Raw genomic sequence first — 14,550 nt, 5'->3', positions numbered from 1 at the left:
ATTTTCAGATTTTTTTCAGAACCCGATCGGGATTTGTCGCCTCGCATCGCGCAAATAGGAGCGCGTCGGCCGCCGGAGGCGCAATCGATGCAGCCGGCCGCCGGCCACATCGAGCCGATCGTTGAGCCTTCGGCACTGGCTGCCTGAAACGACCACGAACAGGCCGCGGCGGCAACGCCGCGGCATCCGGAAAACGGCAGGGCTTTCAGAATGCACGACCTGGCCGCGATGACACAACCAACTCAACCCTTAGGAGACATGAAAATGATGACCGTACCTTTCCGCCGCATCCCGTCCCTCGGGATCGGCCTGGCGATGGCAATCACGATCGCCGAAATAGCCACCGTCGGGCCCTCGCTGTCCTTGGTCGGTCAGGCCGAGGCCCGCGTCGGCCAGCCCTGGACGCCCCGTAGTGCCGCAGGCGTCGCGCGGCGAACCGCCACATGGCGCGTGCTCAGGCACACCACGGCCTGGGTCGCCACCTTGCCCGCCGGCTGCGTCCGCACCAAAGTCAACGGCTTCGAGGTCTGGCGCTGTGGCGGCACCTACTACCGGGCCTACCAGGGGCGCTATATCGTCGTTGTCGTCGATTGACCCGCCCCAGGTTAGCCCGACCTGGGCACAGCCTTCACGCCAAGCGCCAGTCGGATGCCCTCCGCCAGATGCGCGGCGTCGGCCGGGTGCTCGAACGGCACTGCCTTGGTCGCATAGTCGACCGGCGAGAAATCAGGGTCGCTTTCGTTGATGAGGCTGGCTTGCCGGCTCGCCTCATCCATGGCGCCGAGCTGAGCGTAGCAGGCGGCAAGCCGCGTCCTGATCCAAGGCGTCGGCAGTGTAGCGAGCTCCAGTGCTTCCGCCGCCGGCCGGTAATCACCCATCATGTAAAGCGCCAGCGAGCGATCGAACTGATACCAGTGCGGGTGCAGCGGATCGATGCGGATGGCGCGCGCCAGCCAGCCCAGCGCTTCCAGCGGCCGCCCGCGCATGGTCAGCACCAGGCCCATCTGCTCGATGCATTCGGCATCGTAGGGATTGAACTCAAGCGCCGTCCGCAGATGCTGTTCGGCGGCCTCGTGGTCGCGCATGTAGAGGCGCACCAGCGACTGGATGCGATGCCCGGTCGCCTGGTCGGGCGCCAGCGCCAGCCCCTTGGCGGCGAGGTCGCGCGCCTTGGCCAGCACCGCGTGGCTCGTCTTCCCGAACTCACCTTTGAGCGCATGGGACAAGGCCAGATACGTGTAGGCCGGCCCATAGGCTGGGTCCTTGGCGATGGCTGCCTCGAAAAACGTCCTTGCGCCTTCGAGGTCGGTCTGGGCAGGGTCGCGCAGCAAAGCGACACCGCGCAGCACCAGTTCATAGGCGGCAAGGCTGGTAACCGGCTTGCGCGACGCCTGCTGCAGGCCGGCATTACTCACCCGCCTTGCCAGCCGCCCGACAATGTCCTCGATGATATCCTGCTGGATGGCGAAGAAACCGCCGTCGGTGGCTTCGTATCGATCGCCCCAGAGTTGGCTCGCATTGGCCGCGTCGACAAGGTTGACGGCGGCCAGGATGCGCTCTCCCTGCCGGCGCACCGAACCTTCTACAAGATAATCGGCGCCGATGCGTGAGCGGATCAGCGGCCACTCCGAACGCGCATAGGAGGCGAAGGAAAAGCTCGAATTGCGGGCCAGCACAGTGACGGTGCCAAAACGCGCCAGGCCGTTGATAATGTCCTCCGCAAAGCCGTCGACGATCGGATCGTCGGCCGGGTTGCCGCTTTCGTTGCGAAAGCGCAGCACCGCAACGATTGGCTGCGAGCCGATTTCCGGCGCCGTCTCGACCTCCGCAGCCAGCATGTAGCCGCGCTTCGACACCGTGCGCACCAGCTCGTCGCCCAGCACCTTGCGGATCTCGCGGATCGACTGCGCGAGCGAATCCTCGGTGACGAAGACGCCCGGCCACACCGCGTCCATGATTTCCGACTTGGGCACGACGCGGCCCATATGCCGGGCCAGCAGCGTCAGCAGCGCATAGGCCTTGGGCCGCAGGAACGCCGGTCTGTCGGCATGACGCAGCGTGCCTCGGCCGAGGTCGAGCGTATAGCCGCCGAACTGAAAGACCTGATCGTCAAGCACGACTGACATGGCTGCACCTACATGCTCCCCCTGCCGCGCAGGGTCGAGAATAACCCAACTTTGCGCCACGCAAAGCGGCATTCCAACCCTCGACGGGACCCCTGCCTGCAAAAGCCCCAAGCCAGGTTTCCTTGACTCGGCCGCCAAAAAAGGGCAGCAAAGTCGTTAACGGAGAGGATTTAGGCCATTTTGACGGCCGGGGAGGACGCTTTTTGGCATCAATCGCGGTGCAATCGGCGACCGATAGAGTGATTGGTTAACCAAACTTGTCCATCTTTTGAATCAATCGGCAACAGACGCGAAGGGTGCAGGGGGCACCAAGGCGAACTGTGATCGTCACGGCTGCGAGACCGCAGCCGGCAGCCGATTGAGAGTGGTTGTATGGCGTTTGTGCGTTTGAAAGACCGGGGTGACAATCCAGTTTCCGGATTGACTTCGATGAGGCCCCGCCTGAGCTGGGTCGCGATTCCGGCCGTTGGCGCCGCGGTCGTTCTATGGTCGATGGCGACCATGGCCGGCCTCTATTCGGTGGGGACCTCGCTCACCGCCGCTTCCGACAGTCTTCCGCAAAGCCTGGCTCTGCCGCACACCGTCGCGCTCGCCGATTCCCGGCGCGCCCTTGCCAATTCCTGGGCGCCGGCGCTGGCGGCAAGCCGGCAGCGTCAGGTGGCTCTGCTCAATCAATGCGACGCCGCTTGCCTGCGCCTGGCGTCGAGCTTCGCGCATGACGGCAAGATGGCGCGGCTGAGGCCGGCGGCTTCAACCAGTGACGCGCCTGCTGCCCCAAATGCCATTGCACTGGTCACGCCGCGTGACGCGCGCTTCGACGGCGTGGTGGCGAAAGCGAAACTGTCGCCGCAAAAGCTGGCTGCCGCCTTCGCCCGCGCCGCTTCCCACCCCTCTGGCGCACCCTTTATGGTTGCCAGCCTGCCGACGGACGCTCGCTTTGCTGAGCCGGTGCGTACAGCGGACAAGCACGGTCCGGCACCGGCACGCTTCGGGCCGGAGGTGGCGGAGATCGAACGCTCGTCGCGCCTGGCGCTGGCGCTCGCCAATGCCTTGCCGACGGTCGATGTAACGCCATCGGTTGCGCTGGCAACTGTCGAACCTGTTGCGGTGCAGGAGCCGCAGCCCGCCGAGGTTCAGGTAGCCTCGCTGCCGCCACAGGACGACCTGCCGGACAACATGCCGTTGCCGGGCCGGCGTCCGCAGGCGGAAATCGACCAGCCGGTCGAAGCCCCCAAGGCCGTAGCTCCTGCCAAGGTCCAATCGCCCAAGGCGGCAAAGGCCCAGACAACGAAGGCCCAGACAACCGGGGTCCAGACCGCCGATGCGCCAACGGTCGACACGCTACCCGGCGTGCTGTCGCCGCGCAGTTCGTCACAGCCGATCGTGCCAGGCATCGGCAGCAGCCAGGCCAGCCAGGGCAAGCCGACCAAGCGGTCGAAGGCCCAAGCAGCCGAGATGCTGGCCTATGCCAAGCCCGACATGCCCGAGCGCGGCTCGGGTGGAGTCTTCCGCAACCTGTTCACCAAGCCCAGCATGGGCAACGGCGTCGCCGTCTATGACATCTCGGCCAAGACCGTCTACATGCCGGATGGTTCGCGGCTCGAGGCACATTCCGGGCTGGGTGCGATGGTCGACCAGCCGCGCTATGTCGACCGCAAGAACACCGGTCCGACGCCGCCCGACACCTATGACTTGAAGCTGCGTGAATCGCGCTTCCACGGCGTCGAGGCGATCCGCCTCACACCGGTGGGCGGCAACAACAAATATGGCCGCAACGGCCTGCTTGCCCACACCTACATGTTGCGCGGCGGTCGGGCGGAGTCCAATGGCTGCGTCGTCTTCAAGGACTATGCCCGCTTCCTCTCGGCCTACAAGAAGGGCAAGATCAAGCGCCTCGTCGTGGTGCCGCGCATGTCCAAGCCCTTGACGCAGGTCGCCCAGGACGGGCGCGGTGCCTGAATCATTTTAGCAGGATGAGCCTCTATCATCCTGTTTGAAATGGTTTTTTCCGCGCGGTTGATCCGAGACCACAGTCTCGACGCTACGCCTTTCCCCTCAATTGTCAGCAGCCGGCATTGAAAGCGTTTTCAATTCCGGCTGAGGATACTATGAGTGGAGCGCGGCGGCTCCAGCTTCAAACGATCAAGAGGAAGTCATGACAATTCGCACTGTCGTCTGGGGCGAGAATATCCATGAGCGGACCAATGAGGTGGTCGCCGGCATCTACCCCGACGGAATGCACGCGACCATCGCCAAGGCGTTGAATGTCGACCCCGGCATTTCCGCGTCCTGGGCAACCCTCGAGCAGCCCGAACACGGCCTGCCGGCCGACCGTCTTGCACAAACCGATGTGCTGGTCTGGTGGGGCCACAAGGATCACGGCGCCGTCGCCGACGAAGTGGTCGAGCGCGTGGCGCGCCGCGTCTGGGAAGGCATGGGGCTGATCGTCCTCCATTCCGGCCATTTCTCAAAAATCTTCAAGCGACTGATGGGCACGCCCTGCACGCTGAAATGGCGTGAGGCCGGCGAGCGCGAGCGGCTCTGGGTGACCAGCCCCAGCCATCCGATCGCCGCCGGGGTGGGCGAGTATTTCGAGCTTGAGAACGAGGAAATGTATGGCGAGCAGTTCGCCGTGCCGGAGCCGCTGGAGACGGTTTTTATCTCCTGGTTCCAGGGCGGCGAGGTGTTTCGTTCCGGGCTGACCTATCGCCGGGGCGCCGGCAACATCTTCTATTTCAGGCCCGGCCACGAGACCTATCCGACCTATCACGACGCCAATGTCCAGAAGGTGCTACGCAACGCCGTGAACTGGGCGCACAACCCGCAGGGCTCGAACCCCACGATCCTCGATGCGCCGAACGTGCCGGTGGAAAAGGCGATCGAACCGATCGTCGAGCGCGGCGGCAAACTTCACGCCGCGGGCGAGGCCGGCTTCCGCTAAGGCAGTTCCAGAAAAACGGGCGCAACGGCTTTCCGTCTGGATTCGCGTAAAAATAACCCCTAGACCACATCGACCATATCATTGAATCGAACCAATTCGCTCGGAGTGCAAAAATGCGACTTTTGATACTCGGCACCGGCTGGATGGCGCAGGAGCATGCCAGGCAGTTCGGCAAGATCAAGGGCGTCGAACTGGTCGGCGCCGTCGACGTCGATGCGAAGCGCGTCGCCGAATTTTCCGACAGTTTTGGTATTCCCAACCGTTTCACCTCGCTTGCCGACGCGCTCAAATGGGGAGAATTCGATGCGGCGACCAATGTGACGCCCGACTCCATCCACCACCCGACCACCATGCCGCTGATTGCGGCGGGCAAGCCGGTGTTGTGCGAAAAGCCGTTGGCCGAAAACTTCGAGAAGGCCAGGGACATGGCCGACGCCGCCGAGAAAGCCGGCATCATCAACATGGTCAACCTGACCTATCGCAACGTCGCCGCATTGCAGAAAGCGCGCGCCATGGTGCTTGCCGGCGAGATCGGCGAGATCAGGCATGTCGAGGCATCCTATTTGCAGAGCTGGCTGGTGTCCAAGGCCTGGGGCGACTGGCGCACCGAACCGAAATGGCTGTGGCGCCTGTCGCGCAGCCACGGCTCCAATGGCGTGCTGGGCGACGTCGGCGTCCACATCCTCGATTTCGCCAGCTATGGCGCCGGCCTCGACATCGACCACGTCTTCTGCCGGCTGAAGGCCTTCGACAAGGCGCCCGGCAACCGCATCGGCGAATACGACCTCGACGCCAACGACAGTTTCGCCATGGCGCTGGATTTTTCGAACGGTGCCTTCGGTGTTGTCCATGCCAGCCGCTGGGCGACCGGTCATCTCAACGAATTGCGCCTGCGCATATATGGCGACAAGGGCGGTATCGAAGTCGTGCACAATCCGGACGGCTCGGAGCTGAAAGCCTGTCTGGGCAAGAACATCGAGACCGCCAAGTGGCAGGTGCTCGATGCCGGAACCGTGCCGACCAACTACCGGCGCTTTGTCGACGCGGTGAAGAGCGGCGTCCAGGCCGAACCGTCGTTTCGCCATGCAGCCGAATTGCAGAAGGTGCTCGACCTTGCCGTGGTTTCGGACGAGAAACGGACTGAACTCAGGGCAAACGCCGACACGCAGTGATGTCTTTCCACGGGAGGAGGGGTCCGCCATGACAACGCGTCGCGCCGAATGTTCCTGCGGCCAGCTTTCAGCCGTCTGCTCGGGCGAGCCGGTCCGCATCTCGGTTTGCCACTGCCTGGACTGCAAACGCCGCACCGGCAGCGCCTTCAGCTACAATGTCCGGTTTGCCGAAGGTGACGTATCGGTCCAGGGACGCGCGGCCGAGTTCACGCGCATTGGCGACCAGGGCGGCCGCGTCATCTACAGTTTCTGCCCGGATTGCGGCACCAATGTTCACTACCGGATCGACACCCAGCCCGGCGTGATCGCCATTCCGGTGGGCGCCTTCGCCGACCCGTTGTTCCCGCCGCCCTTCCAGTCCTTCTACCACGACAGCCGGCGCTGCGAGTGGGTCGAGATCACAGCCGAGCCTCTCGCGAAGCTCGGCTGAAGACGCAGTCAAGCTGGCGGTGGGACGGCCACCCCGGCGTAGTGACTTCCCAACTGCCAGAAGAGCAGCGGAAATCGCCTTCGCTCCTCATGAACGAGCCTAAAGCCGGCCCCGTCAATCAGACCTAGTGGGTCGCGATTGAGGTGGCAGCCGCCGGCAATCGCTCCCCACATCCGGTTCAGGCGCTCCTGCCACCTGCGGCGACGCGGCCCATCGGCCTGGCCGTGCTCGATGAAGATCAGCCGGCCCGTGGACTTCAAGATGCGCCGGATTTCGCTCAGCGCCGCCTCAGGGTCCGGAATGGTGCAGAAAGCGTAGGTGACGACGACCGTGTCGGCAAAATCATCGGCCAATGGCAGGGTCTCGCCGCGGGCCCGGAGGCATTCGACATCGAAGGGCATGGAACGGCTCTTCGGTTCGGCCAAGCCGAGCATCGTGCCGTCGGGATCGACGCCCACCAGCCGCTTCACTTTGGCGGGATCGTAGTAGGGAAGGTTCAGGCCGGACCCGAAGCCGACTTCCACAACGATGCCCTCTGCCTGTGGGATCATGTGCCTTCGCATGTGCGCGAATGTGTTGGCCGAACAGCCGGCGTGGACGAAGTAGGGAGCAACGCAGCGTGCGTACCAGGAGAGACAGGATTGGCACATATCTCAGCCTCCCTGTCGAGCGTGGATAAGGCCGCCATCCCCGGCAACAGCCGCGGAGTTGCAATGATGGGTGAGAGTATTGACCAGTGACATTTCTAGCTCCAAGTCTGTCTTCAGACGGGCCAGATCGGCCCACCGTCGTGGGGATAGGTAGAAGGTCTGCGTCCCCTCAACGTCCCCGCCCGGCGCATACGGATCCATGGAGCGATTGCAGTTCCGACTTCTGGGTTTTCCGGAGTTCCGTCTGAACGGGCGGCGGGTGGAACTTGCCTTGCGCAAGGCGGCAGCGCTCCTCATCTACCTCGCCGAGGCCGCCGGGCCCGTGGCGCGTGAGGTCGCAGCCACGCTTCTGTGGCCCGAAAGCGACGAGGAAGCCGCACGCGCACGACTTCGGCGTACGCTGTATAAGATCCGCATCGCGTTCGGCAGCGAGGTTATCGCTGCCAGCGGAACATCCCTAAGCCTCCACCCGGCGCTGTCCGTCGAGGTCGACTCAAGGGTTTTCGAGGATGCCTGTGATCTCGGCCCTCTCGACCAGGCAGCAGACATCTATAAGGGCGACTATCTCGCCGGCTTCTCACTCACCGACTGTATGGAATTCGAGGAGTGGGTCTTCTTCAGGCGCGAGGCCCTGCGCAGCCGGCTGGTGCAGGCGCTGGAGCGGCTCGTCGAAGCGAAGATTACCGGCGGTGAGCCGCGCGCCGCGGTAGTGTACGCGACGCGCCTGACGAGCTTGGACCCTTTGAGCGAAAGCGCGCACCGTCACCTGATCCGGGCGCACCTGATGGCCGGGGACAGGGCAGCAGCCGAGCGTCAGGCCGAAACCTGTGTCAGGCTGCTGCGGGACGAACTCGGCATCGCGCCGGACCCCACAACGCTTGCCATGCTGCGTGAGCCAACTCACGATGCAACCCTGGACATGCCCAGAACGCGCTATGTCGAAGTGGACGGCATCCATATCGCCTACCAAATCGTCGGCAAGGGCCCGATGGACATCGTGCTTGTTCCGGGGTTCATTTCGCATGTCGAACGGGTCTGGGAAGACAGGAGCTGCCGCGCCTGGCTCACCGCGGTTTCGCGCCTTGGCCGCCTGATCCTTTTCGACCGGCGAGGCATGGGACTTTCCGACCGTGTCGGTGCCCGCCCTACCGTTGAAGCGACGGCGCAGGATATTCTGGCGGTCATGAACGCGGCCGGCAGTCGTAGGGCCTTGCTCATCGGCGCGTCAGAAGGTGGTCCGGGTTGTGTCCGTTTTGCCGTAAACCACTCCGATCGCCTGATCGGTCTGGTTCTGTGGGGTTCCCTGGCGAAAGGCAGCCGCGCACCCGACTATCCTTTTGCCCTGACCGTCGCGCAATACGATCTGTGGAAGCAGCGGCTGCTCGCCGGCTGGGGCGGCCCGGCGGAAATCGAAACTTTCGCCCCGAGCCTGACCGCAGACCGCCAAGCGCAGACCTGGTGGGCTGGGTTGCTCAGGGCAGCCTCCAGTCCAGGCGCGGTCGCAGGCCTGCTCGAAGCGCTGCGTGATACCGATGTCCGCCATCTCCTGGCAAAAGTCTCGGCAAGGACGATGGTTCTGCACCGCTCCGGCGACCGCGCCGTGCGCGTCGAGGCCGGGCGTTTCCTCGCAGCCAAGATCCCGGGCGCGCGTTTCATCGAACTAGCTGGTGACGACCATTGGTTTTGGGTCGGCGACCAGCAGCCACTGCTCGATAGCATCAGCGCGTTTGCACGAAACAGCTGACCCCGCCGGGGACGATCAGGGGACACCTCCACTGCAGGGTAACGCTCACAACTCTTGATGTCAGTTGTGAAGCACAGGTTTTTGCGCGCCCGGCAAAAGGAGTGATCATGTTTGCTGTCTCGGAAGACGGAACCCGCATTGCCTATGAGGTGGTCGGGACTGGAAGACCGCTCGTGCTGTTGCACGGCTTTACAGCAGATCGCACGATTTGGCGTGAAGTGGGCTATGTCGAGCGGTTGGCAGCTGGGCGGCAACTGGTGCTGATCGACGCTCGCGGTCACGGGAGAAGCGACAAGCCGCATGTGCCCGAAGGGTATGATCCCGGGCGATGCGCGACAGACGTCGCGGCTGTTCTGGATGACATCGGCGCGGTAGATGCGGACATCTGCGGGCATTCTCTGGGTGGCACGATTGCCCTGGCGTTTGCCGCCCACTACCGGAACCGGGTGCGCTCGCTTGTCATCAACGGCGCGCATCCCTTCGGTCAGGATTTGCGTCTACTGAGGGCAGCCGTGAGCGTTGGCATAGAACCCTGGATCTCGTATCTGCGCACCGAGAACTGGCCGTTGACAGACGGGAACGTCAGACAGCTCAGAAGCAATGATCTTGAGGCCTTGCGGGCATGCGTAGCGCTGGATCGGGCCGATCGGTCGGCACCGTTTGTCAGCTTTGATCGACCGATACTTGCGATCAGCGGAGAGGCCGATCCGTTATGTCCCAAGGTTCGTGATTTTGCAGCCCTTGCCGGCGCTGACCATCTCGAACTCGCCGGATGCAATCACTTCCAGGCGTTCCTGGCGGTCGACCTGGTATGCGCGCGCATCGAAGAGTTTCTGTCGCTGCTCTAATGCCTCAGAATCTTGCTCTTCTGCCTCACCGGTGTTGACAGCAGACAGGAGACATTTCCTCGGTTGGAAGCCTGAGGGACTTCGTGATGGCCCGATAAATCAAATCTTCAGGATTAACCTGACATGCTTGCCCGTTGCCGACGACCGGATGGCTCGGATGAATGTCGAGGTGAAACCAGCTTGTGGGTCCGTCGACCGTGTCGGAGAGGATGGATCTCGACGTGCAGGATGATCCTGCCATAATTGCGGAAGTCGAGCGACAGCTGGCGCGCCGCACGCGCGATATCCGCCTCAAAGGCGAGATCAAACGTCTATTTCGAACCCGTGTCTGGTCACAAACGGCGAAAATCATCCGGGCCTGGATGATCTGGGTGGCATTTTTGGATGTGCTGACCCTTGCGCTCAACCTGTTGATGCTACCAAAGGCGGTCGCGCTCTCCATGCTCCTGCCTGGCGCCATCATTCCACCTGTCGTCGTGATTGTTATCCTTCTCTGGCGGAAACCGCAGGCGCACTGGCTCCAAGGGGCTTCGCTGATCGCAGGCATGTTCCTCATCTTGTTGTCAGTTGCACTGGTCGGGGTGAGCGCTGGTGGCGAGTTCTACGAACGGCACCTGAACATCATGCTGTTCGTGGCCATTACAGCCATCATCATCTTCGGCATCCCGCTGGCCTGGACGATGGCTATTGCCGCCTCGGCGCTCGGTCTCTATCTCGTTTTTCAGCTGCAGAACCCGGGCATCGAATTTGGAAGCGCCGCGGCTGCCACGCTGTTCTTCACCAGCGGGATCATCGCAACGGTCGCCGCGCGGCGCATCATGACAATTCTCGCTCAGAAGACTTTCCTGTTTGAGCTTCGCGACCGACACAGAGTCGCCGAACTGGCGGAAGCGAACGATCGGCTTCAGCAACTGGCGAGCACCGATCCGCTCACGGGCATTGCCAACCGGCGCTGGATGACAGAGCTGCTCGATCTCCTTTGGGCCGATGGCGGGACATGCCCCGGCGGTGCGGCCATGCTGATGTGCGACATTGATGATTTCAAGAAGCTGAACGATCACCTCGGTCATGCCGAGGGCGATCGCTGTCTGGTCGAGGTCGCCCGCGTTATCAAGGAAAACGTCAGGCGCGACAACGATCTCGTGGCCCGATACGGCGGCGAAGAATTCCTGGTGCTCTTGCCTGGCGTAGACAATGAAGAGGCCATCTCTGTGGCCGAGAGAATTCGCCAGAGCGTTGAGGCCGCCGCTTTTCCCAATCCTGCATCCCGCGTGTCGCGCCGCGTCACCCTCAGCATTGGAGTTGCAGTTCAGAGGGCCGACGAGGCCATCTCATCGGAGCAGTTACAGCGTCAGGCGGATGCGGCGCTGTATCTCGCCAAGCAAACCGGCCGCAACCGGGTGCTGCTCCACATACCGGAGTCACCCGGGCGCAAACATATTCAGTCGACGCGGTGATGCCAGCCCGTGACGCGATGGTAGAATAGTCGCTTCGCCACGCCGTCTTCGCCCAACTCAGCCATCGGCAGCAGCCAACATATCGAGTCTTTTACTCTCCTCTAATGCCTGAGAATCTTGCTCAGAAACGCCCGGCTGCGGTCGGTCTTCGGATCGGAGAAAAACGCCTCCGGCGTGCCGCTTTCGACGATGGCGCCGGCGTCCATGAACACCACGCGCTGGGCGACCTTGCGGGCAAAGCCCATTTCGTGCGTCACCACCATCATGGTCATTCCTTCCTCGGCGACCGCTACCATCACGTCGAGCACTTCGGAAATCATCTCGGGGTCGAGTGCCGAGGTCGGCTCGTCGAACAGCATGATCTTGGGCCGCATGCCGAGGCAGCGCGCGATCGCCACGCGCTGCTGCTGGCCGCCTGAGAGTTGTGCCGGATAGGCATCGACTTTGTCTGCCAGGCCGACCTTGGCCAGCAAGTCGCGCCCGGCCTGTTCGGCTTCCGCGCGCGCGATCTTGCGCACATGGATCGGCGCCAGCGTCACGTTTTCCAGCGCGGTCTTGTGCGGGTAGAGGTTGAACGACTGGAAGACGAAGCCGATCTCGGTGCGCAGCCGCGTCATGTTGGTGGCGGGGTCGCCGAGGCGCTGGCCGTCGACGACGAGATCGCCATCGCGGATCGTCTCCAGCCCGTTGACGCAGCGGATCAGCGTGCTCTTGCCCGAGCCGCTCGGGCCGCAGACGACGACCACCTCGCGGGGCTCGACGCTGAGCGTAATGTCCTTCAGCACGTTGAGCGCGCCGAACCATTTGTTGACGCCACGAAAGTCGATCATGCCGGTTTTGGCCAGGCTTGGTTTGGTCATAGCTGTTGGCCCTTTTGCGTTCGATGTCACAGCTGCACCTCGCCATGCGCCGCACCCATGCGACGTTCGAGCCGGCGGGCGAGCATGATCAGCGGGTAGCAGACGATGAAATAGCCGACGCCGACCAGGAAGAAGACCAGCAGGCCGTTGGGCACACGCTGCACCACCAGCCAGCCGACGCGGGTGAGGTCGGTCAGCCCGATCGCCGAGACGACAGAGGAATCCTTGATCAGCAGCACATATTGCCCGACCAGCGGCGGCAGCACGATACGCATCGCTTGCGGCAGCACCACCTGGCGCATGCGCTGCCAGCGTGACAGGCCGGATGCCAGCGCCGCCTCCACCTGGCCGGTCGGCACCGAGCGGATGCCGGCAGCGACGATCTCGCAGATGAAGCAAGCGGCGAGGTTGGTCAGCGCAATGATGCCGGCGGTGAAGGCGTCGAGCTCGATGCCGAACTCCGGCAGGATGAAGAAGATCAGGAAGATCTGCACAAGGAACGGCGTGCCGCGGATCAGGTCGACCCAGGCGCCGATCGCGCTGCTGATGATCCGGTTGCCGCCAGTGCGCAAGATGCCGAGGCCAAAGCCGAGCAGCGTGCCCAGCACCAGGCTGATCAGCGACAAGACCACGGTCATGCCGAGGCCGCGCAGTGCGAGGGGATAGCTGCCGGCGAGGCTTTGCAGCTGCTGCCAGATCATGTGCCGCTCCTTGCCGGCTGCAAGCCGAGCCAGCGACTGGACAGCGCCGCCAATCCTTTGAGGCCGTAGTAGAGCAGGAGGTAGAAGGCGGCGATGGTGATGAAACCCTCCGCTGGCATGAAGCGGTCGGAGGCAAGAAGCTGACCGGCGCGCGTCAGTTCGGAAACTGAGATCAGCGACAGCAGTGCCGAATCCTTGACCAGCACGATCGCCTGGCCGAGCAGCGGCGGGATCGTCACCTTGAACGCTTGCGGCAGGATGACGAAGCGCATGCGCTGGACATAGGTCATCCCCGAGGCGACGCCGGCTTCCACCTGGCCGCGCGGGATCGACAGGATGCCGGCGCGGATGATCTCGGCGACATAGGCGCCGCTGTTGAGCGACAAAGCCAGGATGCCGACGACGAGCTCGGGCAGGACGAAGCCGAGGCGGGGCAGGCCGAAATAGAGGAAATAGAGCTGCGCCAGCAACGGCGTGGCGCGTACCGCGTCGATATAGGCCTTGGCCGGCACGCGAAACAGCTGGCCGCGCTGCAGGTTCATGGCGGCGAGCACGATGCCGACCGCAAGCGCGCCGGCAAAGGACAGCGCCGACAGCCAAACAGTCGTGACGAGGCCCTGCCCGAACAAGGGCAGATATTCGACGATGGTGCGGAAGCTGAAATTTTCGAGCATCGCTGGGCGTGTCCTCAATACGGACGAAGCGAATTCCGAACGGTCTCGCGCCGCCGGGGCGCGCGAAACCGTTCGGATCTATGTCTGCTTAGTGGTCTTTCTTCCAGGCGTCGGAATTGACCCAGTAGTCGAGGTTCTTCTGCAGGCGGCCGTCGATGCTGACCTGGTTGAGGAACAGGTTCATCCAGACCAGCAGGTCCGGTTCGTCATAGCGGGTGGCGAAGGCCAGCGGCTCCTTAGAGAGGAGCTCCGGCATGATGGTGAAGCTGCCAGCCGGGTAGGCGGTCGACTGGCCCTTAACCGCCGAGACGTCGTTGACGCCGCAATCGGCCTGGCCGTTGTTGACGGCATCGAGCAGCAGCGGACCGCCGCCCTTGTAGCTCTTGATGTCGGCATCGGGGAAAGCGGTCTTGGCTTCCTTCTCGCCGGTGGCACCCAGCAGCACGGCAATCTTGGTGCCCTTGGCCTTGCAGTCCTCGGTGGTCTTGAACTTGCTGTCGGCCTTGGTGAAGACGGTGCTGCCCGTGTACATGTAGGGCGTGGTGAAGGCGACCTTCATGCCGCGCGCCAGCGTCGGCGTCATGTCGGCGACCAGCAGATCGGCCTTGCCCGACAAGAGCGCCGGGATCAGACCGTCCCAATCGAAGTCGAGGAAGGTGATTTTGACGCCCATTTCCTTGGCCATCAGCTCGGCAAGTTCGACCGAACTGCCGGTGCGTTCGCCGGCGGCGCCGACCAGCGAGAAGGGCGGTCCCTGCGTCTGCACCGCGACGCGCAGTTCGCCGCGCTTGGTGATCTCGTCGAGCGTTCCGGCGCTGGCGGCAGTGGTGAGGCCGGCAAGTGCAAGTCCGGCGATGAAAAGCTTGGCAATCTTCATTGGGCATTCCTCCCTGTTGTCGTTGTTGTTTTGCCCGCGGGTTTCCTTGGGCTCTTTTTGAGCGGCAGCG

14 protein-coding genes are annotated in these 14,550 nt (G+C 63.3%); 8 read left to right on the top strand and 6 right to left on the bottom strand.

The window, feature by feature from the left end:
* The first annotated feature begins 264 nt into the window (after positions 1–264).
* Positions 265–594 (top strand): hypothetical protein, encoded by a 330-nt coding sequence (locus AC1DX6_RS27645; protein ID WP_477319260.1) that lies wholly within the window; start codon positions 265–267, stop codon positions 592–594.
* An 11-nt stretch (positions 595–605) separates the two neighbouring features.
* Here AC1DX6_RS27645 and AC1DX6_RS27640 read toward each other — a convergent pair whose 3' ends face one another.
* Positions 606–2,126 carry a winged helix-turn-helix domain-containing tetratricopeptide repeat protein gene (locus AC1DX6_RS27640; protein WP_477319258.1) on the bottom strand — a complete coding sequence of 507 codons (1,521 nt, stop codon included), beginning with the start codon at positions 2,124–2,126 and terminating at the stop codon, positions 606–608.
* A gap of 429 nt (positions 2,127–2,555) precedes the next feature.
* Between AC1DX6_RS27640 and AC1DX6_RS27635 the strand changes: the two genes are divergently transcribed.
* From AC1DX6_RS27635 to AC1DX6_RS27620, 4 genes are all read left to right on the top strand, one after another.
* Complete coding sequence (locus tag AC1DX6_RS27635) at positions 2,556–4,085, top strand: DUF2778 domain-containing protein (RefSeq protein ID WP_477319256.1); 1,530 nt, start codon at positions 2,556–2,558, stop codon at positions 4,083–4,085.
* A gap of 196 nt (positions 4,086–4,281) precedes the next feature.
* Positions 4,282–5,067, top strand: a complete 786-nt coding sequence (locus AC1DX6_RS27630) for a ThuA domain-containing protein (RefSeq protein WP_477319254.1) — start codon at positions 4,282–4,284, stop codon at positions 5,065–5,067.
* Between the two features lie 113 nt (positions 5,068–5,180).
* The gene (locus tag AC1DX6_RS27625) at positions 5,181–6,239 is read left to right on the top strand and encodes a Gfo/Idh/MocA family protein (protein ID WP_477319252.1); all 1,059 of its coding nucleotides are present in this window, start codon (positions 5,181–5,183) and stop codon (positions 6,237–6,239) included.
* Positions 6,240–6,267: 28 nt separating this feature from the next.
* Positions 6,268–6,669, top strand: a complete 402-nt coding sequence (locus AC1DX6_RS27620; protein WP_477319250.1) for a GFA family protein — start codon at positions 6,268–6,270, stop codon at positions 6,667–6,669.
* 8 nt (positions 6,670–6,677) lie between these two features.
* On the opposite strand, the gene AC1DX6_RS27615 is transcribed toward AC1DX6_RS27620, so the two are convergent.
* Positions 6,678–7,220, bottom strand: coding sequence for a class I SAM-dependent methyltransferase (locus tag AC1DX6_RS27615; RefSeq protein WP_477319248.1), 543 nt, complete (start codon positions 7,218–7,220; stop codon positions 6,678–6,680).
* Positions 7,221–7,518: 298 nt separating this feature from the next.
* On the opposite strand from AC1DX6_RS27615, the gene AC1DX6_RS27610 reads away from it, so the two are divergent.
* The 3 genes from AC1DX6_RS27610 (at position 7,519) to AC1DX6_RS27600 (ending at position 11,368) form a co-directional block, all read left to right on the top strand.
* On the top strand, positions 7,519–9,063 hold the full coding sequence (locus tag AC1DX6_RS27610; RefSeq protein ID WP_477319246.1) for a bifunctional AfsR/SARP family transcriptional regulator/alpha/beta hydrolase: 1,545 nt from the start codon (positions 7,519–7,521) through the stop codon (positions 9,061–9,063).
* A 107-nt stretch (positions 9,064–9,170) separates the two neighbouring features.
* Entirely contained in the window at positions 9,171–9,911 is a 741-nt protein-coding gene (locus tag AC1DX6_RS27605; RefSeq protein ID WP_477319244.1) for an alpha/beta fold hydrolase, read from the top strand.
* A gap of 209 nt (positions 9,912–10,120) precedes the next feature.
* Entirely contained in the window at positions 10,121–11,368 is a 1,248-nt protein-coding gene (locus tag AC1DX6_RS27600) for a GGDEF domain-containing protein (RefSeq protein WP_477319242.1), read from the top strand.
* A 101-nt stretch (positions 11,369–11,469) separates the two neighbouring features.
* On the opposite strand, the gene AC1DX6_RS27595 is transcribed toward AC1DX6_RS27600, so the two are convergent.
* The 4 genes from AC1DX6_RS27595 to AC1DX6_RS27580 form a co-directional block, all read right to left on the bottom strand.
* Positions 11,470–12,228, bottom strand: a complete 759-nt coding sequence (locus AC1DX6_RS27595; protein WP_477319240.1) for an amino acid ABC transporter ATP-binding protein — start codon at positions 12,226–12,228, stop codon at positions 11,470–11,472.
* 26 nt (positions 12,229–12,254) lie between these two features.
* The gene (locus AC1DX6_RS27590; RefSeq protein WP_477319238.1) at positions 12,255–12,929 is read right to left on the bottom strand and encodes an amino acid ABC transporter permease; all 675 of its coding nucleotides are present in this window, start codon (positions 12,927–12,929) and stop codon (positions 12,255–12,257) included.
* A complete protein-coding gene (locus AC1DX6_RS27585) occupies positions 12,926–13,603 on the bottom strand; it encodes an amino acid ABC transporter permease (RefSeq protein ID WP_477319236.1) in 678 nt (225 codons plus the stop codon). Before AC1DX6_RS27585 ends, AC1DX6_RS27590 begins: the two co-directional genes overlap by 4 nt.
* Positions 13,604–13,691: 88 nt before the next feature.
* Positions 13,692–14,480, bottom strand: a complete 789-nt coding sequence (locus tag AC1DX6_RS27580; RefSeq protein WP_477319234.1) for an ABC transporter substrate-binding protein — start codon at positions 14,478–14,480, stop codon at positions 13,692–13,694.
* Between the last annotated feature and the right edge of the window lie 70 nt (positions 14,481–14,550).

The sequence above is a fragment of the Mesorhizobium sp. P2_C4 genome, from assembly GCF_056404575.1.
The sequence above is the reverse complement of the archived record's forward strand: the minus strand, read 5'-3'. Positions and strand labels throughout refer to the sequence as shown.

Excerpts from the sequence above, each read along its gene's own strand:
- AC1DX6_RS27645 (WP_477319260.1), top strand. The coding sequence starts at position 265 with ATGATGACCGTACCTTTCCGCCGCATCCCGTCCCTCGGGATCGGCCTG.
- AC1DX6_RS27640 (WP_477319258.1), bottom strand. The coding sequence starts at position 2,126 with ATGTCAGTCGTGCTTGACGATCAGGTCTTTCAGTTCGGCGGCTATACG.
- AC1DX6_RS27635 (WP_477319256.1), top strand. The coding sequence starts at position 2,556 with ATGAGGCCCCGCCTGAGCTGGGTCGCGATTCCGGCCGTTGGCGCCGCG.
- AC1DX6_RS27630 (WP_477319254.1), top strand. The coding sequence starts at position 4,282 with ATGACAATTCGCACTGTCGTCTGGGGCGAGAATATCCATGAGCGGACC.
- AC1DX6_RS27625 (WP_477319252.1), top strand. The coding sequence starts at position 5,181 with ATGCGACTTTTGATACTCGGCACCGGCTGGATGGCGCAGGAGCATGCC.
- AC1DX6_RS27620 (WP_477319250.1), top strand. The coding sequence starts at position 6,268 with ATGACAACGCGTCGCGCCGAATGTTCCTGCGGCCAGCTTTCAGCCGTC.
- AC1DX6_RS27615 (WP_477319248.1), bottom strand. The coding sequence starts at position 7,220 with ATGATCCCACAGGCAGAGGGCATCGTTGTGGAAGTCGGCTTCGGGTCC.
- AC1DX6_RS27610 (WP_477319246.1), top strand. The coding sequence starts at position 7,519 with ATGGAGCGATTGCAGTTCCGACTTCTGGGTTTTCCGGAGTTCCGTCTG.
- AC1DX6_RS27605 (WP_477319244.1), top strand. The coding sequence starts at position 9,171 with ATGTTTGCTGTCTCGGAAGACGGAACCCGCATTGCCTATGAGGTGGTC.
- AC1DX6_RS27600 (WP_477319242.1), top strand. The coding sequence starts at position 10,121 with ATGGATCTCGACGTGCAGGATGATCCTGCCATAATTGCGGAAGTCGAG.
- AC1DX6_RS27595 (WP_477319240.1), bottom strand. The coding sequence starts at position 12,228 with ATGACCAAACCAAGCCTGGCCAAAACCGGCATGATCGACTTTCGTGGC.
- AC1DX6_RS27590 (WP_477319238.1), bottom strand. The coding sequence starts at position 12,929 with ATGATCTGGCAGCAGCTGCAAAGCCTCGCCGGCAGCTATCCCCTCGCA.
- AC1DX6_RS27585 (WP_477319236.1), bottom strand. The coding sequence starts at position 13,603 with ATGCTCGAAAATTTCAGCTTCCGCACCATCGTCGAATATCTGCCCTTG.
- AC1DX6_RS27580 (WP_477319234.1), bottom strand. The coding sequence starts at position 14,480 with ATGAAGATTGCCAAGCTTTTCATCGCCGGACTTGCACTTGCCGGCCTC.